Origin of the sequence: Bacillus cytotoxicus NVH 391-98 (assembly GCF_000017425.1) — a bacterium.
Classification (GTDB): domain Bacteria; phylum Bacillota; class Bacilli; order Bacillales; family Bacillaceae_G; genus Bacillus_A; species Bacillus_A cytotoxicus.
In genome coordinates, this window is sequence record NC_009674.1 from 3577501 (window position 1) to 3595300 (window position 17800).

Below are 17800 nucleotides of genomic sequence, written 5' to 3' on the forward strand. Positions count from 1 at the left end.
GTTGGAGCTGGTTTTTATATCGAAGCAGTTTTCGGCATGTTTTTTCTTATGATAAGTGTAGAATTAATTCCTTTAACAATGCAATTTCTAGGACCCAGGTCATTACGACAACGAGATATCGCTGTTAAACTTGTTGTGCGCAATATGAATAATATTTCAACTGTTATCGAAGAAATTAAAGCTATGGATATAAAAGTAAAGAATATGAAACTGAAAACATTAGAAAATAGCTCACACCTGTTACATTTAAAACTATCCGTAGATCAAAAAACACATACAACCGATGTTTACTACACCTTACAACACCTCGATAGTGTCCAACAAACAGAAGTTGAAAGTATTTAAATACCTCCTACTAACTTTTTGTCACTATACAGAACAGAATTGAAAAGAAGATCAATCTCTACGTGGTAGAGAGAGTAATCTTCTTTGATTATTTTTTAGGTGTTTTTCTTTTTTTGATAATGGTAACAATGATTATAGCTTTATATGTAGGAGGAGAAATATTTTGAAACCACCAGCAAACCTAATAGACACCTTTCGTGATTCTATTATTTTTCGATTAATTTGTTTTATTGTTATACTCACTACAGTTTTTGGCTTTATCATATATAAACTAGAGCCTACATATTTTTCTACATGGTTAGATGGTATATGGTGGTCTCTCGTTACAATTTTTACTGTTGGTTACGGTGACTATGTCCCTCATACACCTATAGGAAAAATAGTCGGTATGCTTTTAATTTTATTAGGGACAGGCTTTTGCTCTTATTTTATGATCTTATTCGCTACAGAAATGATGAATAAGCAATATATGAAGATCACAGGAGAGGAGGCAGCTTCTTCTAATGGTCATATGATTATTGTAGGTTGGAATGAAAGAGCAAAACAAGTTGTAAGTCAAATGTCTACATTAAATCCAAATCTGGATATTGTCTTAGTAGATGAAACACTTTCCTTGCTCCCAAAGCCATTCCATCATCTAGAATTTATTAAAGGATGCCCACATCACGATGAAACTTTGTTAAAAGCCAACATAAAAACAGCACATACCATTTTAATCACAGCAGATAAAGAAAAAAATGAAACTTTAGCGGATACGCAATCTATTTTAAACATTTTAACCGCAAAAGGATTAAATCCACATATTCATTGCATTGCTGAACTCTTAACCTCAGAACAAATTCAAAATGCAACAAGAGCAGGAGCGACGGAAATTATAGAAGGAAACAAGTTAACCAGCTATGTTTTTACTGCTTCTCTTTTATTCCCGTCTATTTCAGGTGTATTGTTCACGCTCTATAACGAGCTCTCAGAAAGTAAATTACAGTTAATGCAGGTGCCACCATCATATGTTGGAAAAACATTTGAAGGATGTAGTAATTTCCTTTTAAAACAAAATATTCTGTTGCTGGGTGTAAAACGCGATGAACAATTTCATATTAACCCTGTTCGCACATTAGTAATTCTTAAAAGTGATATTTTGATTGTCATTCATCATTGATAAGATGTCTTTCTATTTCTTGCACGAATGCTTTACCAATCTCTATATACTTTCTTTTTATATGCCCATCAGCATCTTTCGGTTCTGCAAATTGATCTAGTCCGCTTGTTCCAGCTGCAAACATGTTTACTTGATCATCTAGTTCGTCTTGATACACATGCGAAAGAAGATAAGGTGTTCCAAGACGAACGACCACACCTGGAACATCAAGCTCTCCTTCCACAGCTGTAAATGGCAATCTTAAAAATTGATATCCATCTTCTTCATCCAGTTTGTAATCAAAGCATCCTTTATCATACTCCCAATTTCCACCTATATTGTAGCCAAGCGGCTTTAACGTTTCCTCTAGTTGATAAAGAGCATATAGACGACCTTCTAAATCGGATTGAATCGGAATCATATCATTCACCCTTCTAATACATTTTTCATTAGCATACCCGTTCTAGTAAGAATATATTGGTGATTCATACCGTCAAAAGAAAAAAACTGTTAGGGACATGCCCTAACAGTTTTCTTTATTTTAAACGCTCTTCCAATTCTGCTTTTAGTTCTTCGAATCCTGGTTTTCCAAGTAAAGCAAACATGTTTTTCTTATATGCTTCGACACCTGGTTGATCAAATGGATTTACACCTAATAGATAGCCACTCATCGCACATGCTTTTTCGAAGAAATATACAAGGTAACCGAATGTATACTCATTTAATTCTGGAATATTAACGATTAAGTTTGGCACGCCGCCATCACTATGTGCTAATAATGTACCTTCGTACGCTTTTGTATTTACGAAGTCCACCGTTTTCCCAGCAAGATAGTTTAAACCGTCTAAATCGCTCTCATCTAATTCAATTGTTAGTTCATGTGTAGGTTTACCTACTTTTAGAACTGTTTCAAATAAGTCACGACGTCCTTCTTGGATGTATTGACCTAATGAGTGTAAGTCGGTAGAGAAATTTGCTGAAGATGGGAAAATACCTTTTTGATCTTTCCCTTCACTTTCACCAAATAGTTGTTTCCACCACTCAGCGAAATATTGAAGTGCTGGTTCATAGTTAACAAGCATTTCAATCGTTTTCCCTTTGTTATATAACGCATTTCGTACAACCGCATATTGATAAGCTGGATTTTCTTCCAGTTCTGATTTTGCAAAATCATTGCAACCAGCCGCTGCCCCTTGCATCATTTCTTCAATGCTTAAACCACTAACAGCAATTGGCAATAATCCAACTGGCGTTAATACAGAGAAGCGTCCACCAACATCATCTGGAATTACGAATGTTTCGTAACCTTCTTCGTCAGCTAATGTTTTTAAAGCGCCACGCGCCTTATCTGTCGTTGCATAAATACGTTTACGCGCTTCTTCTTTTCCGTATTTGTCTTCTAATAATTTACGGAATAAACGGAATGCGATTGCAGGTTCTGTTGTTGTACCTGATTTGGAAATTACGTTAATAGAGAAGTCTTTGCCTTCTAGTACATCCATTAAATCTTTCATATAAGTGGAGCTAATGTTTTGTCCAACAAATAGCACTTGTGGAGTTTTACGTTGTTCTTTAGAAAGCATATTGTAGAAAGAATGGTTTAACATTTCAATTGCTGCACGTGCTCCTAAGTAAGAGCCACCAATACCGATAACAAGTAAAATGTCAGAGTCATTTTTAATTTTTTCAGCACATTTTTGAATGCGAATAAATTCTTCTTTATCATATGCAAGGGGAAGGTCTACCCATCCAAGGAAATCGTTCCCAGCCCCAGTTTTTTCATGGATTGCATGATGTGATACCTTTACTGCATCACGTAAATAAGTTAATTCGTGTTCACTGATGAACGATAATGCTTTAGAGTAATCGAACGTTACATGTGTGCTCATCTTTTTCCCTCCAATTATGTATATGTATTTCTGTATTCACTTTAGCGAAACTAAAGTTGTAAATCAAGCGATTGACGAATTGTAAACGCAACCAATCATTATTTTTTGAAAAATGTTCATTTTTCGTATAAAAACCGGTATTTAGGGGTATAGATGTATACATGTCGTATACTATATATTTTTTATGTATAAAAACAGCAAAAGAAAAACATGCTATAAACGAGTTAAATCGCATAAAGGTTTACTCATGTTCTACATTTAAGGAGGGCTATTTAAGATGAGTACTTTACAACGAATCGCCTTAGTATTCACTGTAATCGGTGCCGTCAACTGGGGACTTATTGGATTTTTTCAATTTGACTTAGTAGCAGCTATTTTTGGCGGACAAAACTCTGCTCTCGCAAGAATTATTTATGGCATTGTCGGTATTTCTGGGCTCATTAATCTCGGGTTATTATTTAAACCATCTGAAAATCTAGGTACACACCCAGAAACGCATGAAATTCGATAATCAGTATGTCATTCTTCTCATCCGACATACGAATATGATTGCTTGCAATCATATTTGCTAAATATATATCATAACAAAGTAAAAGAGGAATGCTCATGAGCATTCCTCTTTTACTTTGTTATGTCCGATTCTTCTATCCACTCTGTTAACTTCTCACGCAATGTATGAAATCCTTTTGCGGATGGATTGGGCACAAGAACTTTCCCTTGTTTTCTTTTTGCTGCTTTTAATGATAAACTCATCTTTTTGTGCTCTTCATCAACGGAAAGTACCTTTACTTCTACTGTATCTCCGATTTTTAAATAATCATGAACATCTTTTACATACCCATTTGTAATTTCAGATATATGCACAAGACCTTGCGTTTCATCATCCAATGCTACAAATGCGCCGTAATCTTGAATTCCAGTCACTTTCCCTTTTACAATCACTCCTGTTGTATATTGTTCTGACATATGAAACACTCCCATACGTTTACCATTTTTTCCTGCTACTATTCCGTAGCTAAGCATCCACTGAGAACTTATAAAGAATAGATAGATGCTATTAACTTTAAATAATTGCTTAGCGAAATCTTAACTAAGAACCCCCTGATATTAGTAAATTATACCATCCCCTCTTCTTTCATTCAAAATTCATAAAAAAATCCCCTCTAGTACGTATATTTTTCAAATATTGGGATAGAATACTAACACATGGCTTTCTAGTATTCCCCCCTTTTATGGACAAAACGTATTCTGTTTTGTCCTTTTTTTATTCTCCACAAAACGTTTCATTCTGTTCATAGCTTCCATAAGTTGCTCAAGTGAAGTCGCATAAGAACAACGAATAAACCCTTCACCACTTTCACCAAACACACTACCTGGTACAACCGCAATTTTTTCCTCTATCAATAATTGCTCGGCAAATGCCGCTGAAGACAATCCTGTTGAAGAAATAGAAGGAAATACATAAAACGCACCACCCGGTACATGACATGTTAATCCCATCTCATTTAACGACTGTGTCATAAAGTTGCGGCGCTTCTTGTAACTGTCTCTCATTCGAATAACTTCATCATTCCCGGACCGAAGCGCTTCGAGCGCAGCAAACTGTGACATTGTTGGCGCGCACATCATAGAATACTGATGAATTTTTAACATGAATGATGAAAAATGAGTAGGAGCTGCAATCATCCCAAGACGCCATCCTGTCATTGCAAATCCTTTTGAAAATCCAGAAATTAAAATCGTATGATCCCTCATATTCTTTATGCTAGCAAAACTTGTATAAGCTTCATCATAGACAAGCTCCGCATAAATTTCATCTGATAGAACAATTAAATTATATTTTTCTACAATTTCTGCTAACTTTTCTAATTCAGATTTGTTTAAAAGCGCCCCTGTTGGATTATTTGGAGAACAAAGCAAAATTGCTTTCGTCTTTGTTGTAATCGCTGCTTCAATTTGTTCTGGCTGTACTTTAAATGCGTTCTCTAAAGATGTTGCAACCGGTATTGGAACGCCCCCTGCCAATGTAACAAGGGGGGCATATGACACAAAGCTCGGTTCTATAATAATCACTTCGTCACCAGGATTCACAATCGCACGCATGGCCACATCTAGCGCTTGGCTTGCTCCAACTGTCACAATAATTTCGTCATTTGGATCATAAGAAACTTCAAATTGTTTTTTTAGATACTTTGCTATTTCTTGACGTAGTTCTAATAATCCTGCATTTGCCGTGTATGCTGTATACCCTTCTTCTAACGAACGAATACAGGCTTTCCTTACATTCCACGGTGTCACAAAGTCAGGTTCTCCAACACCAAGTGAAATAACACCTTTCATTCCTGCTGCTAAATCAAAGAACTTTCGAATACCAGATGGCTGTAAAGACTCTGCTGCTCTAGATAGTTCAAACTGCTTCATGGTGTCACCACAATTCGTTTATCATCATCTGTATTTTCATAAATAATTCCCTCATGTTTATATTTTTTCAAAATAAAATGAGTTGTTGTTGAAACGACTGATTCAATTGTTGCTAATTTTTCAGAAACAAATGTCGCTACTTCTGCCATCGTTTTTCCTTCTAATGTAATTGAAAGGTCGTATGTCCCTGACATTAAATATACTGATTTCACTTCTGAATAACGATATATTTGTTCAGCAACCGCATCAAACCCAACTCCATGCTTCGGCGTTACCTTTACATCAATCATTGCCGTTAAACCAGTGTGCTCTTTCACCTTTGTCCAATCAATATGTGTCACATAGTCTACAATAATGTTTTCACTTTCTAATTTTGCAACCATTTTTTGTGCTTCTTCAACCTCTATATTTAACATTTTCGCTAAAGTTTCTACAGATAAACGACTGTTTTTTTCAAGACATACTAACAATTCCAATTCTTTTTCAGTCATCACATAACTCATCCTCTCTTTTGTTTGTTTTTAAATTATACAGACACTCTTTTCTATTTGAAAAGAAGATTTTTTTAGAGAATTATGTAAAAATAAAAAGGAAAGGGGATGAGTTGATGAAACCAAAAGTATACATCGCTGAACGTATACCAGTATTTGTAGAAAAATATTTATCTGAACACTGTGAATATGAAAAGTGGAATCGCGATGAAAAGATTTCTCGTGACGTTTTATTAGAAAAAATAAAAGATAAAGATGGCTTACTGAATTTCGGAGCAAAGATTGATGAAGAATTATTACAAGCAGCTCCTAACTTAAAAGTTGTGAGTAATATTTCTGTCGGTTATGATAACTTCGATTTAAAAGCAATGAAGAGAAGAAATGTAATTGGAACAAATACACCATATGTATTAGACGATACAGTAGCTGATCTTGTTTTTGCTCTTATGCTATCAGCTAGCCGCCGCGTATGTGAACTTGATTCTTATGTCAAAAATGGGAATTGGGATACTGAGATTTCAAAAGATCATTTTGGAGTAGATGTCCATCACCGTACAATTGGCATTATCGGTATGGGACGTATTGGAGAAGCAGTTGCCAAGCGAGCAAACTTCGGCTTCGATATGGACGTTTTATACCACAATCGCCGTCGTAAAAAAGAAGCTGAACAGAAATTTAACGCTACATACTGTGAACTAGATACATTGCTGAAACAATCTGATTTTGTTGTCCTTTTAACTCCATTAACTGCTGAAACATATCATCTCATTGGCGAAAACGAATTCTCGCTTATGAAGGAAACAGCGGTTTTCATTAATGCTTCTCGCGGAAAAACAGTAGATGAAGCGGCGTTAATTTCTGCCTTACAACAAAAAAAGATTTTTGCAGCTGGTATTGATACCTTTACACAAGAACCGATTGAAAAAGACAATCCACTTTTATCTCTACAAAATGTGGTTACTTTACCTCATGTTGGGTCAGCAACATTAAAAACGAGACAACAAATGGCAAAAGTAGCTGCTGAAAATTTAGTTGCAGGCTTACAAGGGAAAACACCACCTAATATTGTACACGAGTAAAAGGCAAAATGGACTTCCATCTTGCCTTTTACTCGTGTACATAAATATTTTCTTATAAGGAGATGATATGAACAAAAAATGAATGGAGTGACAAAAAATGAAACATGAATTCAAATATCCCTATTTCACTTTTTCCACTCGTGGCATAACTGTTCATTATGAGTTGTATGAGCATTATAATAAAAAAGAACGGCCTACTTTCGTACTCGTTCATGGTTTCCTCTCTTCTTCATTTAGTTATCGGCGATTAATACCTTTACTAGCCCAAGAAGGCACAGTAATTGCCCTTGATTTACCACCGTTCGGGAGAAGTGATAAATCCAATCACTTCAAATACTCTTACCATAACTTAGCAACCATCATTATCGACTTAATAAAACACTCGAAATTTTCTAACATCATTTTAATTGGACACTCCATGGGGGGACAAATCTCTCTTTATGTGAACCGTATATGTCCTGACTTAATAAAAAAAACGATTTTACTATGCAGCTCCAGCTACTTACATCGCGCTACTTTACCTCTTATTTATTCTTCTTATTTACCATTTTTTCATCTATATGTGAAGAAATGGATTACAAAAAGAGGAATTGTTCATAACTTAATGAATGTTGTTCATGACCATTCTTTAATTGACGATGAAATGATGGAAGGCTATGCTGCTCCCTTTTACGATAATCGAATATTCCCTGCTTTAACGCGAATGATTAGAGATCGGGAAGGCGATTTACCATCGACCGAATTACGTAAAATTCAAACACCTACTTTACTGATTTGGGGAGAACAAGACCGCGTTGTTCCCATTCAAATTGGACAACGACTTCATAAAGATTTGCCAAATTCTCAATTCATTTCATATGAAAACACAGGGCATTTACTACCTGAAGAAAAACCAGAGCACATTTATGAGGAAATTATTTCTTTTGTTGCAAATTGAACTCCCCCTCCTTCACTTCGTTTAGAAGAGGGGGTTTTACTAAAGTGGAACTTTAATCAATGTTTTTTCTTCATCCCCTACTCATTATACCCCTTCACCACTCGGGCTGTTACGGACAATAAGCCCCCCTCTCTGAATCTTTGAATGAGAGTCTTACTGCCCTAAAATAGCGGGATCAAATATAGCTACCAAAGTAAGAGCAGCTATATTGAACAACTTCCGCCCTCTTTTAAAATAAGCAACTGTTCTGCTAACTTTTCACATTTTTCTAACGGAGGAACTTCTTCAAACGACATAAAATATATATGTTGAATTTTTTTCGCAATATATCTTGGATCATCAAACGCACTTACTACATATACAACATCACTTGCTTCTGTTTCATAAAACTCCGCTCCCATTTGAAACGGATCCCAGTTTTTTACCAGCTCCACCATTCTTTCATATGCACCCATTTACTTCCCGCCTTTTTCTCGTTTTCATGCTTTCCTTTATCGTATCACATCATATATGCTAGAAGAAGAGTAGGAATTTTCATAAAATGTAGTTTTATAGCAGAAAGGAGCTAAACTATGCATCAATTTCAAAAAGTAGTGAATCGCCGTGGTACTCAAAGCATCAAATGGGATACATATAAAGATGAGGAACTTTTACATGCTTGGATTGCCGATATGGACTTTGAAGTACCAACAGCAATTCAAAATGCGATAAAGAAACGTCTTGAACATCCTATCTTTGGGTATACACTGCCACCAAAGGAAATACTAGATACTATTTGCCAATGGACAAAACAGCAATATAATTGGGACATACAAAAAGAATGGATTGTATTTAGTTCTGGAATTGTTCCAGCACTTAGCATAAGTGTACAAGCACTGACAAACGAGAATGACACCGTTCTTGTACAGCCACCTATTTATCCACCATTCTTTCATATGGTCACCAAAAACAATCGGCTTTTATGTGAAAGTCCATTACTGTTCGAAAATGGAAAATATAAAATGGATCTCGAACATTTAGAAACACAATTTCAACAAGGTGTAAAGCTTATGTTTCTTTGTAATCCACATAATCCCGTTGGACGCGTCTGGACAAAGCAAGAACTTTCCGAACTTGGAATGTTATGTGAACGATACGATGTAACCATTGTTGCCGATGAAATTCATGCGGATATTATTTTCTCAGATTATCTCCATATACCATTTGCCTCCTTATCTGAACAATTAGCAAAACGGACTATTACTTGCATAGCACCAAGCAAAACATTTAATATTTCTGGTTTACAAGCTTCTATCGTTATTATTCCAGATCGAAAAATCCGTCATGCTTTTACATCTGTGCAGCAAAGCCAAGGCTTTCACGGCTTAAACATATTTGCTTATGAAGCAATGCAAAGCGCCTATACAGAATGTAATGAGTGGGTAACAGATGTTCGCTCTTATATAGAAGAAAACGCCCGATTTGCTTGTGAATTCATTGATACACACATTCCTACTTTATCTGCTATCAAGCCAGAAGGAACTTTTTTACTCTGGGTAGACTGTACAAAACTTCATCTGTCTCAAAAAGAACGAACAAAACTGCTAGAAGAAAAAGGAAGAATTATCGTAGAACCAGGTGAAAAATACGGAATAGGTGGAGAACAACATATTCGCATTAACATCGGTTGTCCGCTGTCCGTTTTGAAAGACATTTTAACTCGGCTTCAATATGCACTTTCATAAGGCACATTTTTTATCCCGCTATTTTAGGGCATCCCAATTGAGGGAGGGCTCGATGTAGCCCTTTCTTCATTATCAATGTCCCTTCACGAACCTTAACTTCCTATCAATTAGAATAAACAAAAGTAAGAGCTACCTTTCAAAGTAGCTCTTACTTTTGTTTATTCGCAGATACTTTTTTCACAATAACCCCACAGGCAATTCGATTCCCTGAATTTCCTGTCGGCTGCGTCATGCCATCATCCGGATTTTCAGTAATGATAATAGAGGCTCCATCTTTGCGATATAAAGTGGTTCGCCCTTCTTCAAGCGATACATTTGATGCTTCAATTTCCGCTTTAATCTTTCCTGTATCGTCCGCAATCACATTTGGTAAATCACCGTTCTCTGCTCCTTTTGGATTCATAAGCCCATGCTTCTTCTTATCATCTACATTAAAATGATTACCAGCTGACTCAAAGCGTGGTGCTTTACATTCTCCCATTTCATGAATATGTAATCCATGTGCACCAGGTGTAAATCCATCTGCTTTAATTGATATTTTCACTCCGCTTGTTTGCTGCGTTACTTTCGCTGTTCCAACCTCATCGCCAGACGCATTGTATAACTTCACATCAATTTCTTTTGAGTTCCCTTTGTCACAGCCTGTGATAAGAACTAGCATACAACAACTAAATAAAAGCTGTTTTTTCATTCCCATTCCCTCCAAGATACATTCTGTCCTTAGAGTATCCGAGCTTGAAGAGAAACATACAAAAACGAATTAGCGTTTCTTTTCAGCTAACAACTTTTCTTCTATCTTTCGCAAGCGATCAGCTTCTTTTTTAGAGACACGAATGAACATGCGCCACGTCACAACAGCCCCAATAATAAATAAAATACAAACGATTCCAGGAATAATATATTCCGTTTTATCCTCTGGAAAATATAAAGGCATCATCACACTCACTCCTTTTCTACACGTTTTGTATATTTACTAGTTGTACACACTCTCATACTTTCCTCTAATCGTTTAAAGGCATCGAACGAAACAATACATGCTTCTCTATATCCTTCACACACTTCGGAATTTTCTGTCATATCATTATCCATTATAACACTTCATGATTTACAATCCTACTTAACAAATGCTTTCTTTGACTCTGCCTCTTACTTTCCTTACTATAAAATTGAGGTGAAAAATATGAAAGAAACATTTGAAATCGGAGAGATTGTTACTGGTATTTATAAAACAGGAAAGTACATTGGAGAAATTACAAATAAACGTCCTGAAAGTTACGTTGTGAAAGTATTAGCTGTTTTAAAACATCCCATGCAAGGTGACTTACATAACATAAAACAAGCAGATGTCCCATTTTTCCATGAAAGACGTGCTTTATCTTTTCGTGAGCAAACAAATATTCCAAAAGCAATGGTTAAAAAGTATGACGGAGATATTCCGGATTACAAAGAATCTCTAAAAACAGCATTAAAAGCTCAAATCGCTGCATTGTTAGAGGATGATTCACCTTTTGCACAGCGCAGTTTACAAACACTCCAGCAATTAAAACGAGACTATAAGTTATAAAAACAAAACGACCAAATTACACATTTTGCAATTTGGTCGTTACTGTGTACTTACCTTCTTTAATAATTTCGAAAAATCAACAAGTTCTCCTAACGTAGGTGGAGCTGGTTTCACTAAATATTCTTTATCCTTCTCGACAAGTTTAAAGATATTATACGTTGTCATCGCGTCATCTAATGCACAGTGATGCTTTCCTGTTCCTACCTTTCCATATGCTTCAATTGCTTTCCATAATCCTGTTTGATTTCGCTCTCCAAAAAAACGCTTATATTCTAGGGATAAATCTCGACAAACGCCTGAAAATGGAAACGGAACACCTGCTACTTCACAATTATGTTTCAATACTTTCATATCCATATTTCCCCACGTGACAATTGTCGGTTTATAGCGCTCTTCATATTGAACAAGTTTGTCGACAAGTGCTAAAAAAGAAATTCCTCCATCTACAGCTTCTTGATCAATTCCTAAAAAATCTTTACATCGATTTGTTAAATCTGGAAAACTTTCCGGTCTAACATAAGATGAATACGTATCTTCCATTGTACAACCGATAACCGATACAAGCCCTACTTCAATAATTTCGGGAAAGAAACCTTTTGGTTTTTTTCGATTTTGAGGCATCGTGAACTCAAAATCTAAAAATAAAAATTGCTTTTCATCCATACGATCCCTTCCTTATCATTTTGTCTCCTCTTCCTTCTACACGAACAAGCTCGAATTTGAAACATTCAGATTGGATGTATCTTATATATATGTCAAATAACCACAAATATTTTTAAAAAAGAAAAATTCATTTGTACAGAAAATGTAACAAAATAAACCCTTTATTTACATCCGACATTTTTCTACTTTATAATGGCGTTAAGTGTGTTTTCTTCTACAATTTTTTGACACACTAAGAATAGTAAACGAAAGGAGATGGGGTTTTTGCACGAAACAACGCAAGAAATCGCAAACTGGCAGTATTATTTTGCTATCGCAGTCTTTTTAATTACATATGCCATTATCATTTCAGAAAAAATTAATCGTGCTGTGATTGCACTTTTAGGCGCAGCACTTATGGTCATCTTCGGTATTGTTGACTTACACAACGCATTTACAAAACATATTGAATGGGGAACTATTACACTTCTCATCGGTATGATGATTTTAGTTAACATTACGAGTAAATCGGGTGTATTCCAATATGTTGCCATTAAAGCTGCGAAACAAGCACAAGGAAATCCTATTAAAATTTTGATTTCCCTTTCTTTGCTGACCGCACTTGGCTCCGCATTTTTAGATAACGTAACAACAGTACTTCTTGTTGTTCCAGTTACTCTATCTATTACGCGCATTTTACAAGTAAATCCTGTTCCGTATTTACTGTCTGAAATTATTTTCTCAAACATTGGAGGGACTGCAACATTAATTGGTGACCCACCAAACATTATGATTGGTTCAGCAAACAAGCATTTAGATTTCAATGCATTCTTAATTAATTTGGCACCAATCGTAATCATTATCATTACTGTAGTAACAATTATGCTTTACTTTATGTATCGCAAACAACTAATTGCTGATCCAGTACAAGTTAAAAAATTAATGAGTTTAGATGAAAAACAATATATTAAAGATCCAGTACTAATGAAAAAATCTTTAACAGTACTTGGACTGACAATCGTCGGTTTCATGACTCATTCTATTTTCCATATTGATGCTGCTGTAATCGCATTAACTGGTGCCACTATCCTTATGTTAATTGGTGTCAAAGAACATGAAATCGAAGAAGTATTCGCTCACGTTGAGTGGATTACCATTTTCTTCTTTGCAGGATTATTTGTACTCGTTGGTGGTCTTATCGATATCGGTCTTATCAAAACATTAGCGCAAAAAGTAATCGGAATAACAGGTGGGGATATTTCTTACGCATCTGTGCTCATTTTATGGGTATCTGGTATTGCTTCTGCAACAATTGATAATATTCCATTCGTTGCAACAATGATTCCACTTATTAATGATATGGCAGTTGGACTTGGTCTATCACCTGCTGATGCGCAAATCGATGTACTATGGTGGTCATTAGCACTTGGTGCTTGCTTAGGTGGAAACGGAACATTAATCGGAGCTTCTGCCAACGTAATCGTAGCAGGTATCGCCAGCCGTGAGGGACATAAATTTAGTTACATGGACTTTTTAAAAGTCGGTTTTCCGATTATGATTGTGTCACTCATTATTTCTCATATTTATATTTATTTACGTTATTTAATGTAATACCAAAGGCTAGCGCACATATGCGATAGCCTTTCTTCATAAATCAGTGATTTCTCTTCAGTTATCGCCAATTCGACACAACTTATCAACCATTCGATAAAATACCCTATCTCAATATCTTGTTGGTTCATTCCGAATCAATAAATTGGTAAAAAGATCGAACATATTATCACATGAATACTAGTAAACAGATGAACAACTTCTCTTCTCAATTATGAAACATCTCAAAACTTCAAAAGAATTTTTCATTCAAAAAACAATCATCGGTTGAGTACTTCGTAAATATGCCAAAACAACTTCAGATGTTGTATGGAAATATGTACAAACGAATGCACTTTTGCCCAGCAATGAAACACATTCAATACTTATATGGTATAAAGAACAAAAAAATAGACGAAACTCTATCATAAAGACAATCGTTCCTCTATTGTGATTTAAAAAAGAACATGATAGAATATGTTCATTATTATGAAATATAAGTAGCGATGATGGACTTATAAGTACTTGCACCTACAAGCGATTCAGGGATAGTGAAAGCCTGAAAACGCAAGGAAACGGCAGTCTTGAGCAATACATGATAAAGTGGATGTGAAAAGCACATCAACTAGGGTGGAACCGCGGGCAAACGCTCGTCCCTAGGCAACAAGCCTAGAGACGAGCGTTTTTGTATTTAAAAGCGCAAGGCGGCTTGCTCAAGAAATTACGTTTCATAAGTGCACTCTATCATCGCCAATACGTTAACTTTTAAAAGGAGGATTTTAGTATGTATTCAATGGAACAAGTTGTAAACTTAGCGAAACATCGCGGTTTTGTTTTTCCTGGTTCTGAAATTTATGGTGGTCTTGCAAATACTTGGGATTACGGTCCACTTGGTATCGAACTAAAAAATAATGTAAAAAAAGCTTGGTGGAAAAAATTTATTCAAGAATCTCCATACAACGTTGGTTTAGATGCAGCAATCTTAATGAACCCAAAAACTTGGGTAGCCTCTGGTCATGTTGGTAACTTTAACGACCCAATGATTGACTGTAAAAAATGTAAAGCTCGTCATCGCGCTGACAAATTGATTGAAGATGCTTTAGATGCAAAAGGTATCGAAATGATTGTTGACGGTCTTACTTTCGAACAAATGGCTGACTTAATGAAAGAGCACGAAGTGAAATGTCCAGACTGCGGCAGCCAAGAATTCACAGAAATCCGTCAATTCAACTTAATGTTTAAAACATTCCAAGGTGTTACGGAATCTAGCACAAACGAAATTTTCCTTCGTCCTGAGACAGCACAAGGTATTTTCGTAAACTTTAAAAATGTACAACGTTCTATGCGTAAAAAACTTCCATTTGGTATCGGGCAAATCGGTAAAAGTTTCCGTAATGAAATTACACCTGGTAACTTCACATTCCGTACACGTGAGTTTGAACAAATGGAACTTGAATTCTTCTGTAAACCAGGTGAAGAATTAGAGTGGTTTACATTCTGGCGCGAAACTTGCAAAAACTGGTTACTATCACTTGGTATGAACGAAGACAGCATGCGTCTTCGCGATCACGGTGAAGAAGAATTATCTCACTACAGTAACGCAACAACTGATATTGAATTTAAATTCCCATTTGGTTGGGGCGAACTTTGGGGCATTGCCTCTCGTACAGACTTCGACTTAAAACGTCACATGGAACATTCTAGTGAAGACTTTAACTATATCGATCCACAAACAAACGAACGTTACGTACCATACTGCATCGAGCCATCTCTTGGCGCAGATCGCGTAACATTAGCATTCTTATGCGATGCATACGAAGAAGAACAATTAGAAAACGATTCTCGTACAGTTCTTCGTTTTCATCCTGCTTTAGCACCATATAAAGCGGCTATCTTACCATTATCGAAAAAACTATCTGAAGGTGCTAGAGAAGTATTTGCAGAGCTGGCAAAAGACTTCATGGTAGATTACGACGAAACAGGTTCAATTGGTAAACGTTACCGCCGCCAAGATGAAATCGGTACACCATTCTGTATCACATATGACTTCGACTCAGTTGAAGACAAGGCTGTAACAGTACGTGACCGCGATACAATGGAACAAGTTCGTATGCCAATTAGCGAGCTAAAAAGCTTCTTAGAGAAGAAAATCCAGTTCTAACAAGAAAAGGCTATCCTAAGGTACATAGCCATCCAGTTAAGATTACGTATATAATTTTCATCAAAAACAGCCATTCTTTCATGGATACTCCATGAAAGAATGGCTGTTTTATGTCTTTAATGAATTTTACAAAAGGCACAGATAACAATACCGAAATCATCTTTTTATGAAACTGTCGATGTAATAAGGAGATCATTTTCTTAAGCGAACTGTTTTTTTCTTTTAATTTCATTATTAATTTTCATAATTCGGTTTTTATATACAATCCATGAGAGGATAACCAAGATCATGAGAAGGGCAACTGATACCCAAAGGGTGATATCCTTGTTAGAATAATATGTATCAAATAACATACCCTCACCATCATCTCCGAAAATCGCTATCGTGTAATTCCAGATAAAATGTCCCCCAGCAGCAACCCATAAATTATTATAGGCTAAAGTTAAAATAGAAAAGAATACACCTACAAAATATGCTATGAGAAATACTAGGAATTCAGAATAATCGGGTGAATTAAAATGTAAAACAGAAAAGGCTATCGGGTTTAATAAAATCGCTACATACACATTTGTAGAACGAAGCAAGGTTCCTAAAGCATAGCCACGGAAAAGAATTTCTTCATAAAAACTTTGAATCATTACAACGGGGATAGTAAGCAACACAATTTTCACAGAATCTGGATGGGCACTAACTGTAATGGAGCCACCTGCTATAAGTAAATTCAAGATTGTATTAACAACGAAAAAGGTAAAGACAATCCCAATACCAATTCCATAATTTTTATATGTTTCTTTTGATAAGAATCCTGTTGGAAGACGAAGAGGTCTAAGACTTCGATGGTGTAAAAAAGCAGCTAGTAATGTCAAGACCACAATTAATAAAGGGATAAACACGGCATAGGTTCGCTGTTCTAGATTTGATAGGTCATCATAATTTATATTCAAAATACTTAAAAACAGATCAAGTATTTTCCCACCAATCATCATACCACCAAACAATAAAATGATTGGGACAGCAAGAGCTAATATTATATTTAGTACGATTTTCCATATCTTCATATGACAAACTTCCTTTCTATGAGTTCTGTATGAAATCTAAATAAATATTTAATATGATAAGTATTTTTTTTAATTATATACTCCCATAACTATTTACGATAATGAAATATTACCTTAGTAAAAGGAAGTTTTTTAGCATTTCAAAAAGAACATTTTCTTGCTCGACAGTTCATTATTGAAAAAAAGCTCTTTTTTCATTTCGGGGGATGTTTACTTTTCCTAAGTTGATGGCGATGACCCTAGGGCGACCGCGCCCCGATTGGTGAGAGCTCATAATAAGCGAGGGATGAAGCCCCCACTTATTAAAGTTTCACTTTATATGGAATCCCTAACTAAAACTAGGAAATCCCTTTTATTTTTCACGCTTTTCTTTAATTGCAACTGTACATCTAGAAATGCAAATTAAATCATCATTTTCATCAATAATGCGCACGTCCCAAACCATCGTTGTTTGTCCTTTGTGGATTGGTATTCCGATTGCTGTGACAATTCCATCACGTTTAGAACGAATATGATTTGCATTGATTTCCAGTCCGAAGCAAATACACTTTTCTTGATCAATTAAGTTATAAGCCCCTACGCTCGCCACTGTTTCTGCTAAAGCAACTGATGCACCTCCATGCAAAAAGCCAAATGGCTGATGTGTGCGTCCATCTACTGGCATCGTAGCCACTACTTTCTCTTCTGTCATTTCTAATAATTCAATCCCCAATGCATCCATTAATGTTTTTGGCATTTCTATTCCTCCTCTATGAAATTCA

21 protein-coding genes and 1 pseudogene (1 of these 22 cut by a window edge) are annotated in these 17800 nt (G+C 35.8%); 10 read left to right on the forward strand and 12 right to left on the reverse strand.

All coding sequences use genetic code 11. The annotated features are described in order from the left end of the window. Both BCER98_RS17745 and BCER98_RS17750 read left to right on the forward strand, forming a co-directional pair. Positions 1-345: the 3' portion of an MgtC/SapB family protein gene (locus BCER98_RS17745; RefSeq protein ID WP_012095962.1), read on the forward strand. 336 nt of this gene lie to the left of the window's left edge; 345 of the gene's 681 nt are visible here — the last part of the coding sequence; its start codon lies beyond the left edge, outside the window; the stop codon is at positions 343-345. Between the two features lie 163 nt (positions 346-508). Beyond that, positions 509-1504 carry a potassium channel family protein gene (locus tag BCER98_RS17750; RefSeq protein ID WP_012095963.1) on the forward strand — a complete coding sequence of 332 codons (996 nt, stop codon included), beginning with the start codon at positions 509-511 and terminating at the stop codon, positions 1502-1504. Here the strand turns inward: BCER98_RS17750 and BCER98_RS17755 are convergent. Both BCER98_RS17755 and BCER98_RS17760 read right to left on the reverse strand, forming a co-directional pair. Then, on the reverse strand, positions 1491-1904 hold the full coding sequence (locus BCER98_RS17755; protein WP_012095964.1) for a YugN-like family protein: 414 nt from the start codon (positions 1902-1904) through the stop codon (positions 1491-1493). The genes BCER98_RS17750 and BCER98_RS17755 overlap by 14 nt on opposite strands. Positions 1905-2019: 115 nt before the next feature. Beyond that, positions 2020-3372, reverse strand: coding sequence for a glucose-6-phosphate isomerase (locus BCER98_RS17760; RefSeq protein ID WP_012095965.1), 1353 nt, complete (start codon positions 3370-3372; stop codon positions 2020-2022). A gap of 277 nt (positions 3373-3649) precedes the next feature. Here BCER98_RS17760 and BCER98_RS17765 point away from each other — a divergent pair, with 277 nt between their 5' ends. After that, a complete protein-coding gene (locus BCER98_RS17765) occupies positions 3650-3883 on the forward strand; it encodes a DUF378 domain-containing protein (RefSeq protein ID WP_002124440.1) in 234 nt (77 codons plus the stop codon). Between the two features lie 110 nt (positions 3884-3993). Here the strand turns inward: BCER98_RS17765 and yugI are convergent, their stop codons facing one another. From yugI to BCER98_RS17780, 3 genes are all read right to left on the reverse strand, one after another. Continuing rightward, complete coding sequence (gene yugI, locus BCER98_RS17770) at positions 3994-4338, reverse strand: S1 domain-containing post-transcriptional regulator GSP13 (RefSeq protein ID WP_041810098.1); 345 nt, start codon at positions 4336-4338, stop codon at positions 3994-3996. 264 nt (positions 4339-4602) lie between these two features. After that, on the reverse strand, positions 4603-5793 hold the full coding sequence (locus BCER98_RS17775; protein WP_012095967.1) for an aminotransferase: 1191 nt from the start codon (positions 5791-5793) through the stop codon (positions 4603-4605). Further along, positions 5790-6287, reverse strand: coding sequence for an Lrp/AsnC family transcriptional regulator (locus tag BCER98_RS17780; RefSeq protein ID WP_041810100.1), 498 nt, complete (start codon positions 6285-6287; stop codon positions 5790-5792). Before BCER98_RS17780 ends, BCER98_RS17775 begins: the two co-directional genes overlap by 4 nt. A 113-nt stretch (positions 6288-6400) precedes the next feature. Here BCER98_RS17780 and BCER98_RS17785 point away from each other — a divergent pair, with 113 nt between their 5' ends. Together BCER98_RS17785 and BCER98_RS17790 are read left to right on the forward strand one after the other, a co-directional pair. Continuing rightward, entirely contained in the window at positions 6401-7363 is a 963-nt protein-coding gene (locus tag BCER98_RS17785) for a 2-hydroxyacid dehydrogenase (RefSeq protein WP_012095969.1), read from the forward strand. 97 nt (positions 7364-7460) lie between these two features. Beyond that, entirely contained in the window at positions 7461-8300 is an 840-nt protein-coding gene (locus BCER98_RS17790; RefSeq protein WP_012095970.1) for an alpha/beta fold hydrolase, read from the forward strand. Between the two features lie 203 nt (positions 8301-8503). On the opposite strand, the gene BCER98_RS17795 is transcribed toward BCER98_RS17790, so the two are convergent. Further along, entirely contained in the window at positions 8504-8755 is a 252-nt protein-coding gene (locus BCER98_RS17795; RefSeq protein ID WP_012095971.1) for a DUF1871 family protein, read from the reverse strand. A gap of 117 nt (positions 8756-8872) precedes the next feature. On the opposite strand from BCER98_RS17795, the gene BCER98_RS17800 reads away from it, so the two are divergent. Further along, a complete protein-coding gene (locus BCER98_RS17800; protein ID WP_012095972.1) occupies positions 8873-10024 on the forward strand; it encodes a MalY/PatB family protein in 1152 nt (383 codons plus the stop codon). Positions 10025-10172: 148 nt separating this feature from the next. Here BCER98_RS17800 and BCER98_RS17805 read toward each other — a convergent pair whose 3' ends face one another. From BCER98_RS17805 to BCER98_RS22695, 3 genes are all read right to left on the reverse strand, one after another. Next, the gene (locus BCER98_RS17805) at positions 10173-10715 is read right to left on the reverse strand and encodes a superoxide dismutase family protein (protein WP_012095973.1); all 543 of its coding nucleotides are present in this window, start codon (positions 10713-10715) and stop codon (positions 10173-10175) included. A gap of 69 nt (positions 10716-10784) precedes the next feature. Beyond that, positions 10785-10961 (reverse strand): hypothetical protein, encoded by a 177-nt coding sequence (locus BCER98_RS22690; protein ID WP_012095974.1) that lies wholly within the window; start codon positions 10959-10961, stop codon positions 10785-10787. A 5-nt stretch (positions 10962-10966) separates the two neighbouring features. Then, entirely contained in the window at positions 10967-11113 is a 147-nt protein-coding gene (locus BCER98_RS22695) for a hypothetical protein (protein WP_157671215.1), read from the reverse strand. Positions 11114-11204: 91 nt separating this feature from the next. Between BCER98_RS22695 and BCER98_RS17810 the strand changes: the two genes are divergently transcribed. Beyond that, complete coding sequence (locus BCER98_RS17810; RefSeq protein ID WP_012095975.1) at positions 11205-11588, forward strand: kinase-associated lipoprotein B; 384 nt, start codon at positions 11205-11207, stop codon at positions 11586-11588. A gap of 39 nt (positions 11589-11627) precedes the next feature. Here BCER98_RS17810 and kapD read toward each other — a convergent pair whose 3' ends face one another. Beyond that, complete coding sequence (gene kapD, locus BCER98_RS17815) at positions 11628-12251, reverse strand: 3'-5' exonuclease KapD (protein WP_012095976.1); 624 nt, start codon at positions 12249-12251, stop codon at positions 11628-11630. 255 nt (positions 12252-12506) lie between these two features. Between kapD and BCER98_RS17820 the strand changes: the two genes are divergently transcribed. The 3 genes and pseudogenes from BCER98_RS17820 (at position 12507) to BCER98_RS17825 (ending at position 15981) form a co-directional block, all read left to right on the forward strand. Further along, the gene (locus BCER98_RS17820) at positions 12507-13841 is read left to right on the forward strand and encodes an ArsB/NhaD family transporter (protein WP_087095494.1); all 1335 of its coding nucleotides are present in this window, start codon (positions 12507-12509) and stop codon (positions 13839-13841) included. Between the two features lie 190 nt (positions 13842-14031). Next, a pseudogene (locus tag BCER98_RS23520) lies at positions 14032-14251 on the forward strand (DNA alkylation repair protein); the annotation flags it as partial. Positions 14252-14604: 353 nt separating this feature from the next. Then, positions 14605-15981, forward strand: a complete 1377-nt coding sequence (locus BCER98_RS17825; protein WP_012095978.1) for a glycine--tRNA ligase — start codon at positions 14605-14607, stop codon at positions 15979-15981. 200 nt (positions 15982-16181) lie between these two features. Here the strand turns inward: BCER98_RS17825 and BCER98_RS23275 are convergent, their stop codons facing one another. Further along, positions 16182-17039, reverse strand: a complete 858-nt coding sequence (locus BCER98_RS23275) for a CPBP family intramembrane glutamic endopeptidase (RefSeq protein ID WP_012095979.1) — start codon at positions 17037-17039, stop codon at positions 16182-16184. Positions 17040-17391: 352 nt separating this feature from the next. Further along, positions 17392-17775, reverse strand: coding sequence for a hotdog fold thioesterase (locus BCER98_RS17840; RefSeq protein WP_012095980.1), 384 nt, complete (start codon positions 17773-17775; stop codon positions 17392-17394). Positions 17776-17800 lie beyond the last annotated feature (25 nt).

Excerpts from the sequence above, each read along its gene's own strand:
- BCER98_RS17755 (WP_012095964.1), bottom strand. The coding sequence starts at position 1,904 with ATGATTCCGATTCAATCCGATTTAGAAGGTCGTCTATATGCTCTTTAT.
- BCER98_RS17760 (WP_012095965.1), bottom strand. The coding sequence starts at position 3,372 with ATGAGCACACATGTAACGTTCGATTACTCTAAAGCATTATCGTTCATC.
- BCER98_RS17765 (WP_002124440.1), top strand. The coding sequence starts at position 3,650 with ATGAGTACTTTACAACGAATCGCCTTAGTATTCACTGTAATCGGTGCC.
- yugI (WP_041810098.1), bottom strand. The coding sequence starts at position 4,338 with ATGTCAGAACAATATACAACAGGAGTGATTGTAAAAGGGAAAGTGACT.
- BCER98_RS17775 (WP_012095967.1), bottom strand. The coding sequence starts at position 5,793 with ATGAAGCAGTTTGAACTATCTAGAGCAGCAGAGTCTTTACAGCCATCT.
- BCER98_RS17785 (WP_012095969.1), top strand. The coding sequence starts at position 6,401 with ATGAAACCAAAAGTATACATCGCTGAACGTATACCAGTATTTGTAGAA.
- BCER98_RS17790 (WP_012095970.1), top strand. The coding sequence starts at position 7,461 with ATGAAACATGAATTCAAATATCCCTATTTCACTTTTTCCACTCGTGGC.
- BCER98_RS17795 (WP_012095971.1), bottom strand. The coding sequence starts at position 8,755 with ATGGGTGCATATGAAAGAATGGTGGAGCTGGTAAAAAACTGGGATCCG.
- BCER98_RS17800 (WP_012095972.1), top strand. The coding sequence starts at position 8,873 with ATGCATCAATTTCAAAAAGTAGTGAATCGCCGTGGTACTCAAAGCATC.
- BCER98_RS17805 (WP_012095973.1), bottom strand. The coding sequence starts at position 10,715 with ATGAAAAAACAGCTTTTATTTAGTTGTTGTATGCTAGTTCTTATCACA.
- BCER98_RS22690 (WP_012095974.1), bottom strand. The coding sequence starts at position 10,961 with ATGATGCCTTTATATTTTCCAGAGGATAAAACGGAATATATTATTCCT.
- BCER98_RS22695 (WP_157671215.1), bottom strand. The coding sequence starts at position 11,113 with ATGGATAATGATATGACAGAAAATTCCGAAGTGTGTGAAGGATATAGA.
- BCER98_RS17810 (WP_012095975.1), top strand. The coding sequence starts at position 11,205 with ATGAAAGAAACATTTGAAATCGGAGAGATTGTTACTGGTATTTATAAA.
- kapD (WP_012095976.1), bottom strand. The coding sequence starts at position 12,251 with ATGGATGAAAAGCAATTTTTATTTTTAGATTTTGAGTTCACGATGCCT.
- BCER98_RS17820 (WP_087095494.1), top strand. The coding sequence starts at position 12,507 with ATGGGGTTTTTGCACGAAACAACGCAAGAAATCGCAAACTGGCAGTAT.
- BCER98_RS17825 (WP_012095978.1), top strand. The coding sequence starts at position 14,605 with ATGTATTCAATGGAACAAGTTGTAAACTTAGCGAAACATCGCGGTTTT.
- BCER98_RS23275 (WP_012095979.1), bottom strand. The coding sequence starts at position 17,039 with ATGAAGATATGGAAAATCGTACTAAATATAATATTAGCTCTTGCTGTC.
- BCER98_RS17840 (WP_012095980.1), bottom strand. The coding sequence starts at position 17,775 with ATGCCAAAAACATTAATGGATGCATTGGGGATTGAATTATTAGAAATG.